This is a genomic window from Marivivens niveibacter (assembly GCF_002150005.2).
Classification (GTDB): domain Bacteria; phylum Pseudomonadota; class Alphaproteobacteria; order Rhodobacterales; family Rhodobacteraceae; genus Marivivens; species Marivivens niveibacter.
Genome location: NZ_MSPP01000001.1, coordinates 317,991 through 333,057 on the forward strand (window position 1 = coordinate 317,991; position 15,067 = coordinate 333,057).

The following is a 15,067-nucleotide window of genomic DNA, read 5'->3' on the forward strand; positions in this document are numbered from 1 at the left end:
ATCAGACTCCTTCAGGCTTGAGCGCTAGGATTTGCGGGATGCGGGTCATGTATTCGCTCCAGTCGCGAACTTTTGGGATCGATCCGATGACCTGACCATCGCGGTAGAAAACCAGCGAAGGCGTTTTGAACACGCCCGTTGCGGTTTTCGCGTCGGTTTCAAATGCGTCAGCGGTCACGGCGCAGTCGAATTTGCCCTGAAACGTCATTTTCAGTTCAGGCAGAACAACGGCCACATCAGGGGTTTCTAGGTTGCGGGTCGCGTCGCCTGGGATGAACACGCAATGCGCGCCTTCGCGGGATGTGAATTCGGTCAGGTCGTTTGCGTTTGACAAAACGGGATAGCCGAATTCGGTCGTCAGTCGGTCAATTAACGGATGGGTCATTGCAGCCTCATGCGGTGGTTTTGCCAGCGGCTGCAGCAGCCGCGAGATGTGGTGGGAGCTGTGGGCCGCGCGATTCCAGATCGGCGAACGCATCGCCCAGATCGCCGCCCGCCATTAGCGAGCGCAGGCCTTCCAGCGCGGCGGTGATTTTATGTGCTTCGTCTTCGGTGATGATTTCGCGGGCCGCGCCCAGAAACGTCAGCAGCCACGTGCCATCGGGCACAGGGCCGACCAGCGATAGATCAACGATTTCATGCAAATCGCCCGATTGGCACTGGGCCACGATACCGGTCGATCCGATGACCTGCATTGGTACGCCGACGCACATTATTTCGCGCTCAGCGTTAGGAAACGGTCATCGCCCTTGCGATAGGCCTCTTCTTCGGATGGGCGCCCATCCTCGTACGCGCTGCGCAGGATCGACGGATCAGCAAGGTTGGATTTGTCGCCTTCGCCGCGAGTCGGTGTGATCTGCAGTTCGGCCAGACGATCCAGCGCGATTTCGATCGCCGCAGGGATTTGCGCCGCCACAACGTCGCGTAGGCCGCCGCCGTAATCCTCGAGCTCTTCGGGTTGGCAACCGATCAGCAGCAGTTCGTCAGGGCAGTAGCCCATCAGTTGCGCCGTTGCGATCACGTCCTGAAACCCTGTCTGGTGCAGCGACATTTTCTTGGCGCCCATGAATGCGGGCACTTCTTCGTTTTTGACGATTTTCATTGTGCCGGGCGTCAGGCCGTAATCAACCGCGTCGAAAACGATCAGGACGTCGGCCTCCTCCAGAAACGGTAAAAGGTACAGGCCCTGCGTGCCGCCATCCAGTAGTTTCACATTGTCAGGAAAGGACCACTGGTCCGCCAGAGTTTCCACGCAGCGCACACCGAAACCTTCGTCGGCCCACAGCACGTTGCCAATGCCCAAGATAAGCACCTGTTGTGCCATATGTCCCCCCTAGTCGTTGCCTGTGACGGAATTTGCGTTTCCGCCCCTTGGTTTAACTGACAATAAAGTTGTCGGTTTTCCGGTGGCAGAAAAACGTACACTTATGAGAAAATTCGCTAACCCCCTGTCCAAATGGCACTTTTTTGTATGCAATGGGATGCCGCGTAGCAGCATATTGAGATATTAACTTTCATAATAGCTTCAAATTGAAAGGTTAGTTTGCACTATGAATGTAGCGCAACAAAAAACGGGCACCGAAGTGCCCGTTTGAATCGCCGATAACCTAATGGGAGAGTTATTCGGGACGATCGTCTTTGAATGTCCGTGTGCCAGAAATCATGGTCGAAACCATGGACTGGCGGGACATGATGTCTTCGCGGATGGCGACGTAGATGTGGATGATCATAAAGATGATGATGAACCACATGCCCAGATGGTGCACACTGTGCAGGATCTGCGTGTTACCGACCCAACCGATCAACCATCCCATGACGTTATGCGACAGCGAACCGGCTTGCGCGCCTTCGGCGTATAGCGCCCAGCCTGTGATGATCATGAACGACAGGCCCAGAGTCATGAAGAAAAACATCGCTACCTGTGCCAGCGGGTTGTGACCCACGTATTTCTTGGGCTCTTTTTCCAAGAACAGATACCAACGAATTTCGAACGCGATCTCTTTCCACCATTCTTTGTTAGTCAGCGGTAAATAAAACAGCTGTTTGGAATGGTGGTTGCCGACAATCGCCCAATAGATACGGCCGAAAAAGGCAACGGTCATGATCTGAGCCGCCGCAAAGTGACCGAACCGCATATAGCCCATGACAAACTGATACGTGGCTTCGGCGAAATTCATCGACGGCAGCGGCGACGCAATGAACCAACCTGTAAAGATCAGCACCACGATGCACAGCGCATTCAGCCAGTGCCACAGACGCACGGGCCATTCGTAAACGAATACGGAGGTGCGAACGCGGATGCTTTCGATGTCTTCGGCAGTCGCGTCACCGGTCAACTGCGAAGTGCGCAGCGGATCGACGTCACGGTTGGGGGTGTGAATGGACTGGTCTGACATGGATCACTCCTTTTGAAAGAAGGTGCGGATACCAAACAGAACAGCGGCCAATGCGATCACGCCCAGCCCGTGCAGCGGCGATAGGGTCCAGTGTGCAACGCCCGAAAGCGCTGCATCATGGCCCGAGTGTGCTGCCGCGGACGTCGCGGACAGCATCAGGATCGAGGTTGCGATTTTTTTCATGTGTACGGTCTCCTCTTACCGGACTTTGACGGTGGTCAGCTCTTCGCCGTCTGGCGACATCACGTGGGTCGAACACGCAAGGCATGGGTCAAAGCTGTGCAGGGTGCGCAGGATTTCGACGGGTTCTTCTGGACGTTCCATTTGGGTGTCCAGCAGCGACGCTTCGAATGCGCCGATGTTGCCTTCGGTGTCGCGTGGCGAACCGTTCCAAGTTGTTGGAACAACACACTGGTAGTTTTCGATGCGACCGTCTTTGATTTTGATCCAGTGACCCAATGCGCCGCGTGGCGCTTCGGTCATGCCAACACCGATTGCTTCTTTGGGCCACGTGCTTGGGTCCCATTTCGCAACGTTTGCTGTGCTTTCGTCACCGTTTTTGATGTTTGTGACCAGTTTATCAAAGAAGTGTTTCTGCAAACGGCCACAGTATTCCGATTCCAGCGCACGCGCCGCAGTACGGCCCAGCGTCGAGAACAGCGCGTCAAACGGCAGATCCATGGTGCGCAGCAAGCCGTCGACCTGATCTTTGATGTCTTCGTGGCCTTTGGCGTAACCGATGACGTAACGCGCCAGAGGACCAACCTCCATCGCGTGACCGCGCCAACGAGGAGCCTTGATCCACGAATATTTCGCAGCCTCGTCCAGCTCTTGGATGTTGGTGCGGGTGCCTTTGGTGTTCGGGCCCAGTTCGTATTTCGCTTGGGTCACGCCATCCCATGGGTGTAGACCTTTGCCTGGTTCGTCGTATTCATACCACGAATGGTCAACGAATTCCTGAACCTGTTCTGGGTCGCGCACGTCAACATCGTGAACTTCGTTCAGGTTACCGTTGATGATTGCGCCGCGTGGCAGATGCAGCTGATCCGGCGAGAAATCGTTCGGATTTTCAGGAATATCGCCATAAGCCAGACAGGCTTTGGACGACAGGCCGCCACCGTACAGCCAGTTTTTGTAGAAACCGCCGATGGCGATCACGTCTGGCAGATATACGTTTTTGTTGAATTCGATACATTTGTCGATGATCGAAGACACAAGGTTCAGGCGTTCCATATTGATCGCGCCAACCGCACCGGTCGAATGGACGTTGATCGGGCAAGGTACGCCGCCAACCAGCCAGTTCGGGTGAGGGTTCTTACCACCAAAGATGGTGTGAACTTTCACGATCTCTTTTTGTAGGTCCAGGGCCTCTAGGTAGTGGGTGGTTGCCATCAGGTCTGCCTCGGGCGGCAGTTTGTAGGCAGGGTTATCCCAGTAACCGTTTTTGAAAATGCCCAGCTGACCCGATTCAACGAATTGTTTCAGGCGGTTCTGAACGTCGCGGAAATAGCCCGGGCTGGACAGTGGGTGGTTTGGACCAACCATCTGCTGCAGTTCGGATGTCGCTTTGGGGTCAGCGCGCAGGGCGTTGACAGGGTTGACCCAGTCCAGCGCGTGCAGGTGATAGAAATGCACAACGTGGTCGTGGATTTCTAGGTTCAGCTGCATGATGTTACGGATGGAGTTCGCGTTGTCTGGGATTTCGATACCCAGCGCGTCCTCTACCGCGCGAACCGAGGTCAGCGCGTGCGTACCGGTGCAAACGCCGCAGATCCGTTCGGTGAACGCCCACGCATCGCGTGGATCGCGGCCCTTTAGGATCACTTCCAACCCGCGCCACATGGTGCCGGTCGATACTGCGTTACGGATAACGCCGTTTTCGTCAACGTTCACTTCGCAACGCATGTGACCTTCGATACGGGTCACTGGGTCAACGACGATACGCTGGCCCGTGTTGTCGATGTTAAAGCCGTTAGGAGTCGTGACCATGCCTTATGCCTCCTCTTTCTTGTCTTGAGTTTTTCGTTGGGCGGCTTTCAGCGCGGAAATCGCGGCATGGGCGGCAACGCCTGCGCCAACGACGCCAGCGGCAGCGGTGCCGATTTGGTCAGCGTTCTTTTCAATGCCGAATTGGGTCAGATCGGTGACGCGGTCGTAGAAGGACCCCTGATCCCAGAACCCGTCTTCGGAACAGCCGATACAGCCGTGACCCGATTGAATCGGGAACGACACGCCTTCGTTCCAGCGAACGGTCGAACATGCGTTGTAGGTGGTCGGGCCTTTGCAGCCCATTTTGTATAGGCAGTACCCTTTACGGGCGTTTTCGTCGTCCCATGTTTCGACAAACTGACCAGCGTCGAAATGCGGACGGCGGTAGCATTTGTCGTGAATACGCTGACCATAGAACATCGCAGGGCGGCCCTGACGGTCTAGTTCTGGCAGACGGTCAAAGGTCAGCATGTAGGTGATAACACCTGTCATAACTTCAGCGATTGGCGGGCAGCCTGGAACTTTGATGATCGGTTTGTCCGTGATCACCTTGTGAACTGGGGTCGCCTGTGTCGGGTTCGGTTTCGCAGCCTGAACGCAGCCATAAGACGCACACGCGCCCCACGAAATCACGGCTTTTGCGTGTTTCGCAGCGTGTTTCAGCTGTTCAACGAATGGCTTACCACCAACGATACAGAACATGCCGTCTTCGTTCAGGGGTGGGTTGCCTTCGACCGCTAGGATGTAGTTGCCTTTGTATTTCTCGATGGTTTCTTCCAGCGCGGCTTCGGCGTGGTGACCTGCAGCGGCCATCAGCGTTTCCGAATAGTCCAAGCTGATCATCGACAGAACAACGTCTTTGGCCAGTGGGTGTGCACCGCGGATGAACGATTCCGAACAGCAGGTACATTCCAGACCGTTCACCCAGATAACAGGCGTACGTGGTTTGGTTTCCATAGCATGCGCGATTTGCGGTACAAAGCTTGGGCCCAATCCCAATGCCGAGGCCGTCAACGAGCAGTATTTCATGAAGGAGCGGCGGGTAATACCCTGCTTACGCATCACTTCGTAGAACGTTTCAATTTGCGACAATTGTCCCTCCCGTTTGATTCAGGCCCCGTGGCGCGGACGCACTAAGGGCATTGTGTTTCTAAAAATGCGGGGGAGGCAGCGGTAAGAATACCGCATTGTGGCGGTTATCGCATACAATGGGATACAGTATTTAATTCAATGGGTTATGGGGGTGTTGCTGCGGCTGCAAGCGGTTGTTTGCTAACCGACTTTCTGTCTGGATGGTTAGATGGTTTTCGCCGCTGCAATCATTGCCTGACCAAAGGCCAACCCGCCATCATTGGCAGGGATACGGCGATGAATCAGAACGGGTAGGTCGTCCAAAGCATTGCAAACCATCTGCAAAAGCGCTGCGTTTTGAAAACATCCACCCGACAATGCGATTGCCTGTGCTTGGCCCGATTGAACCAAGTCTCGCGCCTGTGCGGCAAAAACCTTCGCCAGCCCCAGATGGAACCGTGCGGCAATTTTTTCGCGCGAGGTATCTGCGCGCAGGTCATCGTTGATCTGCTGCCAGATCGGCGCAGGATCAATCTGTCGGTTGCTGACCCGAAACGCATATCCGTGCTTTTCGGCTGGATCGATCAGTGCTTCTAGCCGCATCGCGGCTTCGCCTTCGAATGACTGACCCATCGGGCAGATCCCTAACACCGCAGCGACAGCATCAAACAGGCGTCCGGCGCTGGATGACATCGGCGCGTTCAGGCCCTTTGCCACCGCGTGGCGCAAAATATCCCTAGGCGCGTTGGGGAATAGATTATCGGCCCAGTCGGACAGCCCCGCCTGATCCAGCCGCACCATCGCGTTTCGCCATGGTTCACGCGCCGCCATATCGCCGCCCGCCAATGGCGCAGGGGAAAGACCGCCCATGTGGTCAAATCCACGATAGTCGCCCAGCAATATTTCACCGCCCCATAGCGTGCCATCAGGGCCCAGCCCTGTACCGTCCATGATCAGCCCAACGACTTTGCCGCCGTCCAGCGGCCATAGGTTTTCGCCCATGCAGGCCGCCATATGGGCGTGGTGGTGCCACACCTCGATCTGCTCTACGCTTTGGGTCTGCGCAAATTGGGTCGATCGATATCCCGCATGGGCGTCAACAGCCGCGAAAGCAGGGGAATGATCGAACAGGGCTGAATAATCCGCAACGGCCTTTTCAAATTCGATCCCGCATAGCAGATCGTCCAGGTCGCCCATGTGGTGACCCAACAAAGCCTGCCCGTTTTTCGTCAAACAGATCGCGGACTTCATCTGCCCGCCGTATGCAATGATGGGCTTTGATTGTTCAAAGCCGGGGGGGAGCGGAAATGTCCCCGGCACACGCCCTCGCGCGCGGCGCAGAACCATCGGCGGATCGGCCCGTTCGACGCTATCATCCAGCCGCCGCTGAATGTCACGGTTATGCATGACAAAGGCATCGGCAAATTGGCCTAGCTTTTCGCGCGCTTCGTCATTGCCGATGACCTGCGGTTCACCCGACAGGTTACCAGACGTCATGACCAGCGGGCGCTGGATCGCGTCCAATATCAAGTGGTGGAGCGGCGTATAGGGCAGCATCCATCCCAACTGCGTCTGACCGGGTGCAAGGCCGTCTGGCAGCGGCGCGGCCTTGTTCAACAACACAATCGGGGCGGCTGGGTCGCTGATCAATTCACGGGCTGAATCGCTGATCCGCGCATAGGTTTCGATCACGTCGATGGGTCCCATCAGCGCCAGTGGTTTGGTCGGGCGATGTTTGCGACGGCGCAATTCTGCAATGGCGTCGGGATTGGTCGCGTCACAACACAGGTGAAACCCGCCCAAACCTTTGATCGCGATGATTTGCCCGTCCAACAATCGGCGCGCAGCATCGGCGATTGGGTCCACTGCCGCTGGTTCGATCAAGACATGCGGCCCGCACGCAGGGCAGGCGATGGGCTGTGCGTGAAACCGCCTGTCAGCAGGATTGCCATATTCGGCGGCGCAATCATCGCACATGTCGAATGTTGCCATGGACGTTTGCGCACGATCATAGGGCAGCTGTTTCAATATCGTGAAACGCGGCCCGCAATGTGTGCAATTGGTAAAGGCATATCCGTGCCTGCGACCCGCGCTGCGGATTTCCGTGACGCAATCGGGGCAGGTGGCTGCATCCGGCGTTACGCGTGTTTCTGCACCTTTTGCGCCACTTTGGGCGATGGTAAACCCTTTTCCCAATGCCGCATCAATCTCTGACACCTCAACCGCGTCGATCCGCGCTAGCTGAGGAGTTTCCGCCCGTATCGCATTCAGAAACCCATCATCGACGCAGACGCAACGGATCAATACGCCTTCGGCATCGTTGCGCACGTCCCCTTCAATGCCAAAACGCTGGGCGAGCTGCCAGATAAAGGGCCGAAACCCGACGCCTTGGACTTGGCCCCGAATGCGGATTTGAAACGCCATCAGTGGACCGTGCACACCATACAAGGGTCAAAGCTGCGCACGATGTGCTGCACGGCGATGGGGGTTTCTTCGCCGTCGCCAACGGGCGCGCCGACCAGCGCCGCCTCTAACGGGCCGGGGTTGCCTGCCGCATCGCGTGGGCCGAAATTCCAAGTGGTGGGGGCGATGATCTGATAGCCCGTGATCTTGCCATTATCGAACTTTGTCCAATGGCCCAAGGCGCCACGGGCGGCTTCGACCAGCCCTTGGCCTTGGCCCGATTTAGGCATGTCCCAGTGACCCATAAAACGATCCTTTGGGTCAATTTGCGCGGCCAAATCCTCTAGCAACATTTGGGTGCGTGCGATTTCGATCAGGCGGCCAACAACGCGGGCCATGGCCGATGGACGATCTGCCAAATCACGGGCCAGCGGATTGCCATCGATGATCTGACGGGCAAAGGCCCCCGTTTCGATGGTCTGCCCGTTCAGTCGCGGAGCCTTACACCAGCTGTAGGCATCGTCGCGCATGTCCTCATCAGGGGCTGTGCGCCCATCAGCGGGGTGGGCCGTTTCGCCCAGCATCCACGCGTGACTGATATCTTCGGTGATTTGGGCGGTGTCGACGTCATGCAGTCCTCCATCCCACATACCCGCCGCAAAGGCACGTTTTCCGGGCAGAGGATAGGCGCCAAAGGACATGAAACGCCCAGGTCCCATTCCGATATCATCCAGCCCAGTATCTGCGGCTATTCTTAAAAACAGGCCCGCGTCCCCAGCCGTCCAGTCCATCAGGCTGTCGCGTGCGCTAAGCGCGGCAAACTGTTCCGTTGGCGCGCCGAACAAGGTGGTTTCCAGATATCGGCGGCAACTGCGTAGCGCGGTTTGAATGCGGACTTTGTCAGACAGGGTGGGCGCTTTGGTCACGCCGGCGGGTTGGATCGCCAATGTGTGGGGCCATTTGCCGCCCAATAGGCCGACGATATGCAGCAGTTCGGCGCGGGCAGTAACAGCGTCGCGGGCGGCGGAGCCCTGTTGTGCTGTGAACCGCGCGACGGCCTGATCGTGCCACGTGCGGTCCGCGTAAACGGGGCGGGCGAAATCGGGCATGAAGAAAAGGTTGAAATGGGTCAGGTGATCGGCAAGGTTTTCGACCGCATGCAGGATCGCCGCGATCAACATCCCCTGATCGGGCATTTCTGCCCAAGCCGCATCCGCCAGCGCAAATGCCGCCGCCGCCGATTGGCTGATCGAACAGATCCCGCAAATGCGCGGCGTGATGGTCAGCGCGTCGCGTGGGTCTTTACCCAGCATCATCATTTCAAACCCGCGAAACAGCGGCGAATTGGTGTAGGCCGCCGCGACTGCGCCATCGCGGACGTCTAGACGGACCTCTAGGTCGCCTTCGACACGGTTGAAGGGGCCAACAAGCAAATTTCGGTCGGTCATGATTTGGGTACACGCAAGGTTGGAGGCACGTCGATCCGGTCGCTTTCGGCGTTTGTGGCGATGCGGTTGGGTGTCGCGGCCTTGGACAGGGACGCCAGCGCCATGAACCACGCTTTGGGCATGTCGGTGGGCAGGCCCACGGGAATGCCCGCGATTTTAGGCGTTTCGGTAAAGCTATGGCGCGGTTCTTCGAATTCGGGGGCGGTGCAGTTAATGCAGGGATATCCGCCGCGCGTACACGATCCTGATCCGTTCCACGGGCGGATGTTGCAATCGCCCACGGCTTGGGTCCCAACACAGCCCAGATGTTCCATCATGCAGCCGATCTGGCTTAGCTCTCGGGCAGAGGCCTTGTATTCGTAGAATTCGTTTTTTGAACAGCCGTGATGCACCAGATGATCGGCAAATAAACGGGGGCGGCCCATTCCGTCCAGATCAGCGGCGGTTAGGCTGTTATCGGCCAGCATCAGGAACGTTTCGGTGACCCAATCGGGGTGCATCGGACAGCCAGAGATGTTGATGACGGGCAGCCCGCCGTGCGCACGGAAATCGGCGTCGAAAATCCCGCCCTGATGCGATCCGTCGAATTGCAGACCAACAGCATCGGACGGATTGCCGCCCGCCGTCGTCACACCGCCATAGGCCGCACAGCTGCCCACAGCCACCACGTGTTTTGCGCGCGGGGCCAGCGATGTCACCCAGTCCAGCAGGGAACGGCCCGTACCCGACAGCATTTGGTATTTGCCCGTGTTGCGCGGGCCGCGTGCGATCGCGCCTTCGACGCATAAGATATCAATCTGGGTGCGGCCCTGTTCGATGTCGTCCAATAGCGCGCGGACCTCGTGTCCCGTTTCGACGGACAGGGCAGGGTGCCAGACGAATTCGATTCCAGCCGAGCCCAGCAGATCGAACACATTGGGATTTTCCGCGCACAGCAGCGACATAGTGCAGCCGCCGCAGCCAGAGGCCTGAAGCCATAGGACTTTCATCAATTGCCCCCTTTTAGGCTCAGCCGGAAACAGGCGCCTTTGTCCGATGGGATCAGCGCCAGATTTCCGCCATGCTCTTCGGCGATTTTGTGGGAAATGGACAGGCCCAGCCCCGTGCCTTTGCCAACGGGTTTGGTGGTAAAGAACGGGTCGAAAATGGATTGCGCAATATCAGGGCCAATGCCGGGGCCGTTGTCTGCGACCTCGACAAATACCATGTCGCCGCGTTGGCCCGCACGAATGTGGATTTCGGCGCCGTCCATGCCTTCGACAGCGTCCAGCGCGTTTTGGACAAGGTTCATGATCACCTGTTGGATATGCCCGTCACGCCCCATCGCGGTCAGTTTTAGCGGCATTTCGGTGTGGATCGGTGCGTGGCTTTTCATGCCGCGCACGACCCAATGAGTGGCAACGCGGGTGGTTTCGACCAGATCAAAGGGCGCAAAATCGCCCGTGCCGTCCGCCGATAGCCTGCGCAAATCTTCGACGATGTCGCGCACGCGTTCCGCGCCATCACGGGCGCCATCAATCGCGGTGCGCATATTCGATAATTCGCGGCCCAGTCGCAGGTCTTGGCGCAGGGCGATCAGGTCCTGACGGGACGCGCCGTTTTCGACGGCTTCGAAATAGGTGACGAAACGGGATACGTATTTTTCCAGCGCGTGGGTGTTGGCGTAAACGAACGAAATTGGGTTGTTCAGTTCATGCGCAACGCCCGCCAGCAGTCGGCCAAGTGATGCCAGTTTTTCGTTGCGCACCAGATGGGTCTGCGCCTCTTGCAGGGCGCGGTGGCTGTCCTCAAGCTCTGAATACGCATGACGCAGTTCCCCAACGGGGCGACCAATCAGAACTGCGCCCAGACTTTTGCCGCGGTCGCCAAAACGGGGTGCGATGGACATGTCCAGCGGGGTGGGGCCGTCGGGCGTGGGTAGGTCAATTTCCGCGCGGGCGGCCATGCGGGTATGGATCACACTTTTGACGGCGTCATGCAGGCGCGGGTCATTTCCGATGGTCGATAGGGGCTGGCCCTGCACGTCGGCGGGGCGGATGCCCAACAGCGCCTCGAATGATCCTGCGGCCTGTTCCACGGTGCCATAGCGGTCAACAACGATCAAAACGTCCGATACTGATGCGAAAACGGACGCCATAAAGCTGCGCATTTCGTCCAGTTCGGCGTTTCGCGCCTCTAGCTGGGTTTGATAGTCGACCAGTTCCGCATAGGTCCTGTCGACAGCGCGCATCACATCCACCCATGTTTCGTCTGAAACATCGGCCATACCAGCAGAGATGGATGGATCGTGGGTCACGTTAGGCTCCTCTGGGTGACTAACGTAACCACTTTTGGTTGTTGATCAATCAGCTAGATCAGAAATCGGGGGTCACGCCCGGCAGATTCAGTTCTTTGATCAGTTCGCGCAATTCCTGACGGGCTGCCAGATTCGAAATGTTCAGGTTGGTCACACCCACATCGCGCAGGTCCAACAAAGTCAGGCCGCGCGGGAACAATTCGCGGAAAATCACGCGTTCATTGAAACCGGGCGCGGTGCGGAAACCGATGCGTTTGGACAGTTTCGCCAGCGCGGCTTCCATCTTTTGTTTGTTGACCATGGCCTGTGCGCCCAAGCGGTTGCGCACAACGATCCAGTCGATCGGTTTTAGGCCAGCCTGAGCGCGCAGCTGTCGGGCGCTCCAGACCATTTCGGAATAGACGGACGGGCCTGTGATGGTTTCTCCGTCCGATTTGATATGCGCCAGTAGGTCGAAATCAACAAAGCTGTCGTTCAGCGGCGTGATCAGCGTATCCGCCAGCGAATGGGCAACTTGGCTAAGCCGTGTGTGCGATCCAGGGCAGTCGATCAGGATGAAATCGCAGGACTGTTCCAGATCCGCGACCGCCATCGACAGGCGGCGGTCGAACGCGTTTTCACCTGGTTCCAGTTGGGATTGGTCTATTTCTGGCAGATCGCGATATTGCGGCATCGCCAAATCCAGGCCTTCGGATTCCGCGAATTTCGCGCGGTTATCCAGATAGCGGCCCATGGATTTCTGACGCAGGTCCAGATCAATCGCGCCGATTTTGTGCCCCATACGGGCCAGCGCTGTGGCCACATGCATGGAAACAGTGGATTTTCCGGCCCCACCTTTTTCGTTACCGACGACAATAATATGCGCCACGCGACTACCCCAATGTTGTTTGTTATCGGCACTATATGGCCGACTATGGGTAAGGAAAAGACGCCAAAGCGCGATTTCCTGTGGATGATTGCCCCATTGACTTGTGCAGTGAAATGCTGCATGTGCAGCACACGATACATGCCGACCCGCGTGAGGTCTGCGCCGATAAATAGGGCGCAACGCAGTATCCCAACAGGTTCCCAACATCACGCAAGGGGCCGCGCAGTTCCGGCATTATGGCATTCGGCCCGATGCGAGCGACCCGCGCAACTCTTGCAACGCCGGTTCGCCGGCCAATAGCGCCCGCATTGCGTGGCGCGGAACAGGATTATTATGGATTTCGATATGCTGGGGCTGGCCCCCCGCCTGATCAATAAACTTGCCGAAATGGGTATCACCGAACCGACCCCCATTCAGGCCCAAGCCATCCCGCACGCCATGAACGGCAAAGACGTGATGGGTCTAGCACAAACCGGCACCGGTAAAACCGCTGCTTTTGGTCTGCCTATGCTGGACGCGCTGTTGAAAAACGGCACCAAAAACAAACCCAAAACCGCACGTGCGCTGATTTTGGCCCCAACCCGTGAATTGGCGAAACAGATCGCCGATAGCCTTGCGGCGTTTTCCAAAGACACGCACCTGAAAACGGTTCTGGTCGTTGGCGGCGCTGGCATTTCGGGTCAGGCACGCCGTCTGGAAAAAGGCACCGCCGTTCTGGTGGCGACCCCGGGCCGTCTGCTGGACCTGATCGACCGCGGCGCTGTGACCCTGTCCGACACCGAATTTCTGGTACTAGACGAAGCCGACCAGATGCTGGACCTAGGGTTCATCCATTCGCTGCGCAAAATCGCGACCATGCTGCCAGCCGAACGTCAAACCATGCTGTTTTCGGCGACCATGCCAAAGCAGATGTCGGAAATCGCTGCCAGCTATCTGAACAACCCTGTCCGTATTCAGGTTAACCCTCCGGGCCAAGCGGCGGAAAAGATCGACCAGTCTGTCCATTTCATCGCCAAAGCGGCCAAAGTTGACCTGCTGATTGAACTGCTGGACCAACACCGCGATGAACTGGCGCTGGTTTTTGGCCGCACCAAACATGGCATGGAAAAACTGGCTCGTATTCTGGACAGCAAAGGCTTTGCCGTTGCCGCGATCCACGGCAACAAATCCCAAGGTCAGCGTGATCGCGCGATCAAGGATTTCAAAGCTGGCAAAGTGCGTATTCTGGTAGCAACCGATGTGGCGGCACGCGGCATCGACATTCCGGGCGTGAAACACGTTTATAACTACGAACTGCCAAACGTGCCTGATCAATACGTTCACCGCATCGGCCGTACCGCACGTGCGGGCGCGGATGGCGCGGCGATTGCGTTCTGTGCACCTGACGAAATGTCCGAACTGCGCGACATCGAAAAAACGCTCAAGGCGTCGATCCCTGTGGCGTCGGGTCGTCCGTGGGAAACGGACGAGCCTGCACCAAAACGCGGCGGCGGTCGTCGTTTCGGCAAAGGCGGGGGCGGCGGTGGCCGTGGTCGCGGCAAACCGCGTGACGGCAAACCCCAAGGCGCAGCGCCAGCGGCCAAACCAAACGGCGGTCAGCGTCGCCGTAAACCGCAGCAAAAACGCAGCAACGGATAAAATCAAAACGCAGGCCCCGCGGCCTGCGTTTTTTTATACGCCCAGACAAAACAAAAACGCCGCGCAAAACCTGCGCGGCGTTTCCGTTAAATCCGTAAGGAATGGGATTAGAAGCCCAGACCTGCGTATTTGTTTTTGAACTTGGATACACGGCCGCCCTGGTCCATCAGACGCGACGAACCACCGTTCCATGCTGGGTGCACGGATGGGTCGATGTCGAGAGCCAGCATTTCGCCTTCTTTGCCCCAAGTGGATTTCATCACAACGGTCGAACCGTCGGTCATTTTTACTTCGATGAAGTGGTAATCTGGGTGGATGTCTTTTTTCATCTCGCCGTCTCCTTACGCGTCTGCGCCGTTGTTCAGCGGCTTGTAATTGGTCTGCTCGGCAATACGTGCCGATTTACCGCGACGCGAACGCAGGTAGTACAGTTTCGCGCGACGTACTTTACCACGACGTACAACTTCGATGGTTTCGATGTTGGTCGAGTACAGTGGGAATACGCGCTCTACGCCTTCGCCGAACGAGATTTTGCGAACGGTGAACGAACCAGCAATGCCCGAACCGTTTTTACGGCTGATGCAAACGCCTTCGTAGTTCTGAACACGGCTACGCGAACCTTCGGTTACTTTGTAACCAACGCGGATGGTGTCACCCGCTTTGAAATCTGGGATGTTTTTACCCAGAGAAGCGATTTGTTCCGCTTCGATTTGTGCGATCAGATCCATCTGATGCTCCTATCAATGCTTGTGGTTAGTCCCACAAAGTTTCTTACGTCCCCAGAGCTCTTGGTCTTCTTTCGGGTTCACCGCAGTGCCCGCCAGAGGGTTCAGGTCGTGTTGCTTTGGTTCATTTCCCACCGCCAAATCCGCGCCCGAAGAAAACCGCGTAAGGCAATAGAAAAAGGTCTAGTGGAATCAAAGATACCCTAGACACCGCGCGTATAGGCGATTGGGGG

Annotated in this window: 15 protein-coding genes; 1 reads left to right on the forward strand and 14 read right to left on the reverse strand. The window is 57.2% G+C overall.

What is annotated here, in order from left to right; translation table 11 throughout:
- Nucleotide 1: 1 nt before the first annotated feature.
- From BVC71_RS01630 to BVC71_RS01685, 12 genes are all read right to left on the reverse strand, one after another.
- On the reverse strand, nt 2-385 hold the full coding sequence (locus BVC71_RS01630; RefSeq protein WP_086449891.1) for a thioredoxin domain-containing protein: 384 nt from the start codon (nt 383-385) through the stop codon (nt 2-4).
- Nucleotides 386-392: 7 nt separating this feature from the next.
- Nucleotides 393-713: a HypC/HybG/HupF family hydrogenase formation chaperone gene (locus tag BVC71_RS01635; protein WP_086449892.1), complete on the reverse strand. Its 321-nt coding sequence runs from the start codon at nt 711-713 to the stop codon at nt 393-395.
- Nucleotides 713-1,324 carry a HyaD/HybD family hydrogenase maturation endopeptidase gene (locus tag BVC71_RS01640; protein WP_086449893.1) on the reverse strand — a complete coding sequence of 204 codons (612 nt, stop codon included), beginning with the start codon at nt 1,322-1,324 and terminating at the stop codon, nt 713-715. Before BVC71_RS01640 ends, BVC71_RS01635 begins: the two co-directional genes overlap by 1 nt.
- A gap of 295 nt (nt 1,325-1,619) precedes the next feature.
- A complete protein-coding gene (gene cybH, locus BVC71_RS01645; protein WP_086449894.1) occupies nt 1,620-2,396 on the reverse strand; it encodes a Ni/Fe-hydrogenase, b-type cytochrome subunit in 777 nt (258 codons plus the stop codon).
- A 3-nt stretch (nt 2,397-2,399) separates the two neighbouring features.
- Nucleotides 2,400-2,579 (reverse strand): DUF6732 family protein, encoded by a 180-nt coding sequence (locus BVC71_RS01650; protein WP_086449895.1) that lies wholly within the window; start codon nt 2,577-2,579, stop codon nt 2,400-2,402.
- Nucleotides 2,580-2,594: 15 nt separating this feature from the next.
- Complete coding sequence (locus BVC71_RS01655) at nt 2,595-4,385, reverse strand: nickel-dependent hydrogenase large subunit (protein WP_086449896.1); 1,791 nt, start codon at nt 4,383-4,385, stop codon at nt 2,595-2,597.
- Nucleotides 4,386-4,388: 3 nt separating this feature from the next.
- Nucleotides 4,389-5,477, reverse strand: a complete 1,089-nt coding sequence (locus tag BVC71_RS01660) for a hydrogenase small subunit (protein ID WP_086449897.1) — start codon at nt 5,475-5,477, stop codon at nt 4,389-4,391.
- A gap of 204 nt (nt 5,478-5,681) precedes the next feature.
- The gene (hypF, locus tag BVC71_RS01665; RefSeq protein ID WP_086449898.1) at nt 5,682-7,880 is read right to left on the reverse strand and encodes a carbamoyltransferase HypF; all 2,199 of its coding nucleotides are present in this window, start codon (nt 7,878-7,880) and stop codon (nt 5,682-5,684) included.
- The gene (locus BVC71_RS01670) at nt 7,880-9,307 is read right to left on the reverse strand and encodes a nickel-dependent hydrogenase large subunit (RefSeq protein WP_086449899.1); all 1,428 of its coding nucleotides are present in this window, start codon (nt 9,305-9,307) and stop codon (nt 7,880-7,882) included. The genes hypF and BVC71_RS01670 overlap by 1 nt, the downstream gene beginning before the upstream one ends.
- The gene (locus BVC71_RS01675) at nt 9,304-10,296 is read right to left on the reverse strand and encodes an NADH-quinone oxidoreductase subunit B family protein (protein WP_086449900.1); all 993 of its coding nucleotides are present in this window, start codon (nt 10,294-10,296) and stop codon (nt 9,304-9,306) included. The genes BVC71_RS01670 and BVC71_RS01675 overlap by 4 nt, the downstream gene beginning before the upstream one ends.
- Nucleotides 10,296-11,573 (reverse strand): sensor histidine kinase, encoded by a 1,278-nt coding sequence (locus BVC71_RS01680; protein WP_086449901.1) that lies wholly within the window; start codon nt 11,571-11,573, stop codon nt 10,296-10,298. Before BVC71_RS01680 ends, BVC71_RS01675 begins: the two co-directional genes overlap by 1 nt.
- A gap of 88 nt (nt 11,574-11,661) precedes the next feature.
- Nucleotides 11,662-12,471 (reverse strand): division plane positioning ATPase MipZ, encoded by an 810-nt coding sequence (locus BVC71_RS01685; RefSeq protein WP_086449902.1) that lies wholly within the window; start codon nt 12,469-12,471, stop codon nt 11,662-11,664.
- A 333-nt stretch (nt 12,472-12,804) separates the two neighbouring features.
- On the opposite strand from BVC71_RS01685, the gene BVC71_RS01690 reads away from it, so the two are divergent.
- The gene (locus BVC71_RS01690; protein WP_086449903.1) at nt 12,805-14,109 is read left to right on the forward strand and encodes a DEAD/DEAH box helicase; all 1,305 of its coding nucleotides are present in this window, start codon (nt 12,805-12,807) and stop codon (nt 14,107-14,109) included.
- Nucleotides 14,110-14,216: 107 nt separating this feature from the next.
- On the opposite strand, the gene rpmE is transcribed toward BVC71_RS01690, so the two are convergent.
- Together rpmE and rplS are read right to left on the reverse strand one after the other, a co-directional pair.
- Nucleotides 14,217-14,438, reverse strand: coding sequence for a 50S ribosomal protein L31 (gene rpmE / locus BVC71_RS01695; RefSeq protein WP_086449904.1), 222 nt, complete (start codon nt 14,436-14,438; stop codon nt 14,217-14,219).
- Nucleotides 14,439-14,450: 12 nt separating this feature from the next.
- Nucleotides 14,451-14,837, reverse strand: coding sequence for a 50S ribosomal protein L19 (rplS, locus tag BVC71_RS01700; protein WP_086449905.1), 387 nt, complete (start codon nt 14,835-14,837; stop codon nt 14,451-14,453).
- Nucleotides 14,838-15,067 lie beyond the last annotated feature (230 nt).

Bases quoted from the DNA above. Each gene is read 5' to 3' on its own strand.
- BVC71_RS01630 (WP_086449891.1), bottom strand. From the start codon at position 385: ATGACCCATCCGTTAATTGACCGACTGACGACCGAATTCGGCTATCCC.
- BVC71_RS01635 (WP_086449892.1), bottom strand. From the start codon at position 713: ATGTGCGTCGGCGTACCAATGCAGGTCATCGGATCGACCGGTATCGTG.
- BVC71_RS01640 (WP_086449893.1), bottom strand. From the start codon at position 1,324: ATGGCACAACAGGTGCTTATCTTGGGCATTGGCAACGTGCTGTGGGCC.
- cybH (WP_086449894.1), bottom strand. From the start codon at position 2,396: ATGTCAGACCAGTCCATTCACACCCCCAACCGTGACGTCGATCCGCTG.
- BVC71_RS01650 (WP_086449895.1), bottom strand. From the start codon at position 2,579: ATGAAAAAAATCGCAACCTCGATCCTGATGCTGTCCGCGACGTCCGCG.
- BVC71_RS01655 (WP_086449896.1), bottom strand. From the start codon at position 4,385: ATGGTCACGACTCCTAACGGCTTTAACATCGACAACACGGGCCAGCGT.
- hypF (WP_086449898.1), bottom strand. From the start codon at position 7,880: ATGGCGTTTCAAATCCGCATTCGGGGCCAAGTCCAAGGCGTCGGGTTT.
- BVC71_RS01670 (WP_086449899.1), bottom strand. From the start codon at position 9,307: ATGACCGACCGAAATTTGCTTGTTGGCCCCTTCAACCGTGTCGAAGGC.
- BVC71_RS01675 (WP_086449900.1), bottom strand. From the start codon at position 10,296: ATGAAAGTCCTATGGCTTCAGGCCTCTGGCTGCGGCGGCTGCACTATG.
- BVC71_RS01680 (WP_086449901.1), bottom strand. From the start codon at position 11,573: ATGGCCGATGTTTCAGACGAAACATGGGTGGATGTGATGCGCGCTGTC.
- BVC71_RS01690 (WP_086449903.1), top strand. From the start codon at position 12,805: ATGGATTTCGATATGCTGGGGCTGGCCCCCCGCCTGATCAATAAACTT.
- rpmE (WP_086449904.1), bottom strand. From the start codon at position 14,438: ATGAAAAAAGACATCCACCCAGATTACCACTTCATCGAAGTAAAAATG.
- rplS (WP_086449905.1), bottom strand. From the start codon at position 14,837: ATGGATCTGATCGCACAAATCGAAGCGGAACAAATCGCTTCTCTGGGT.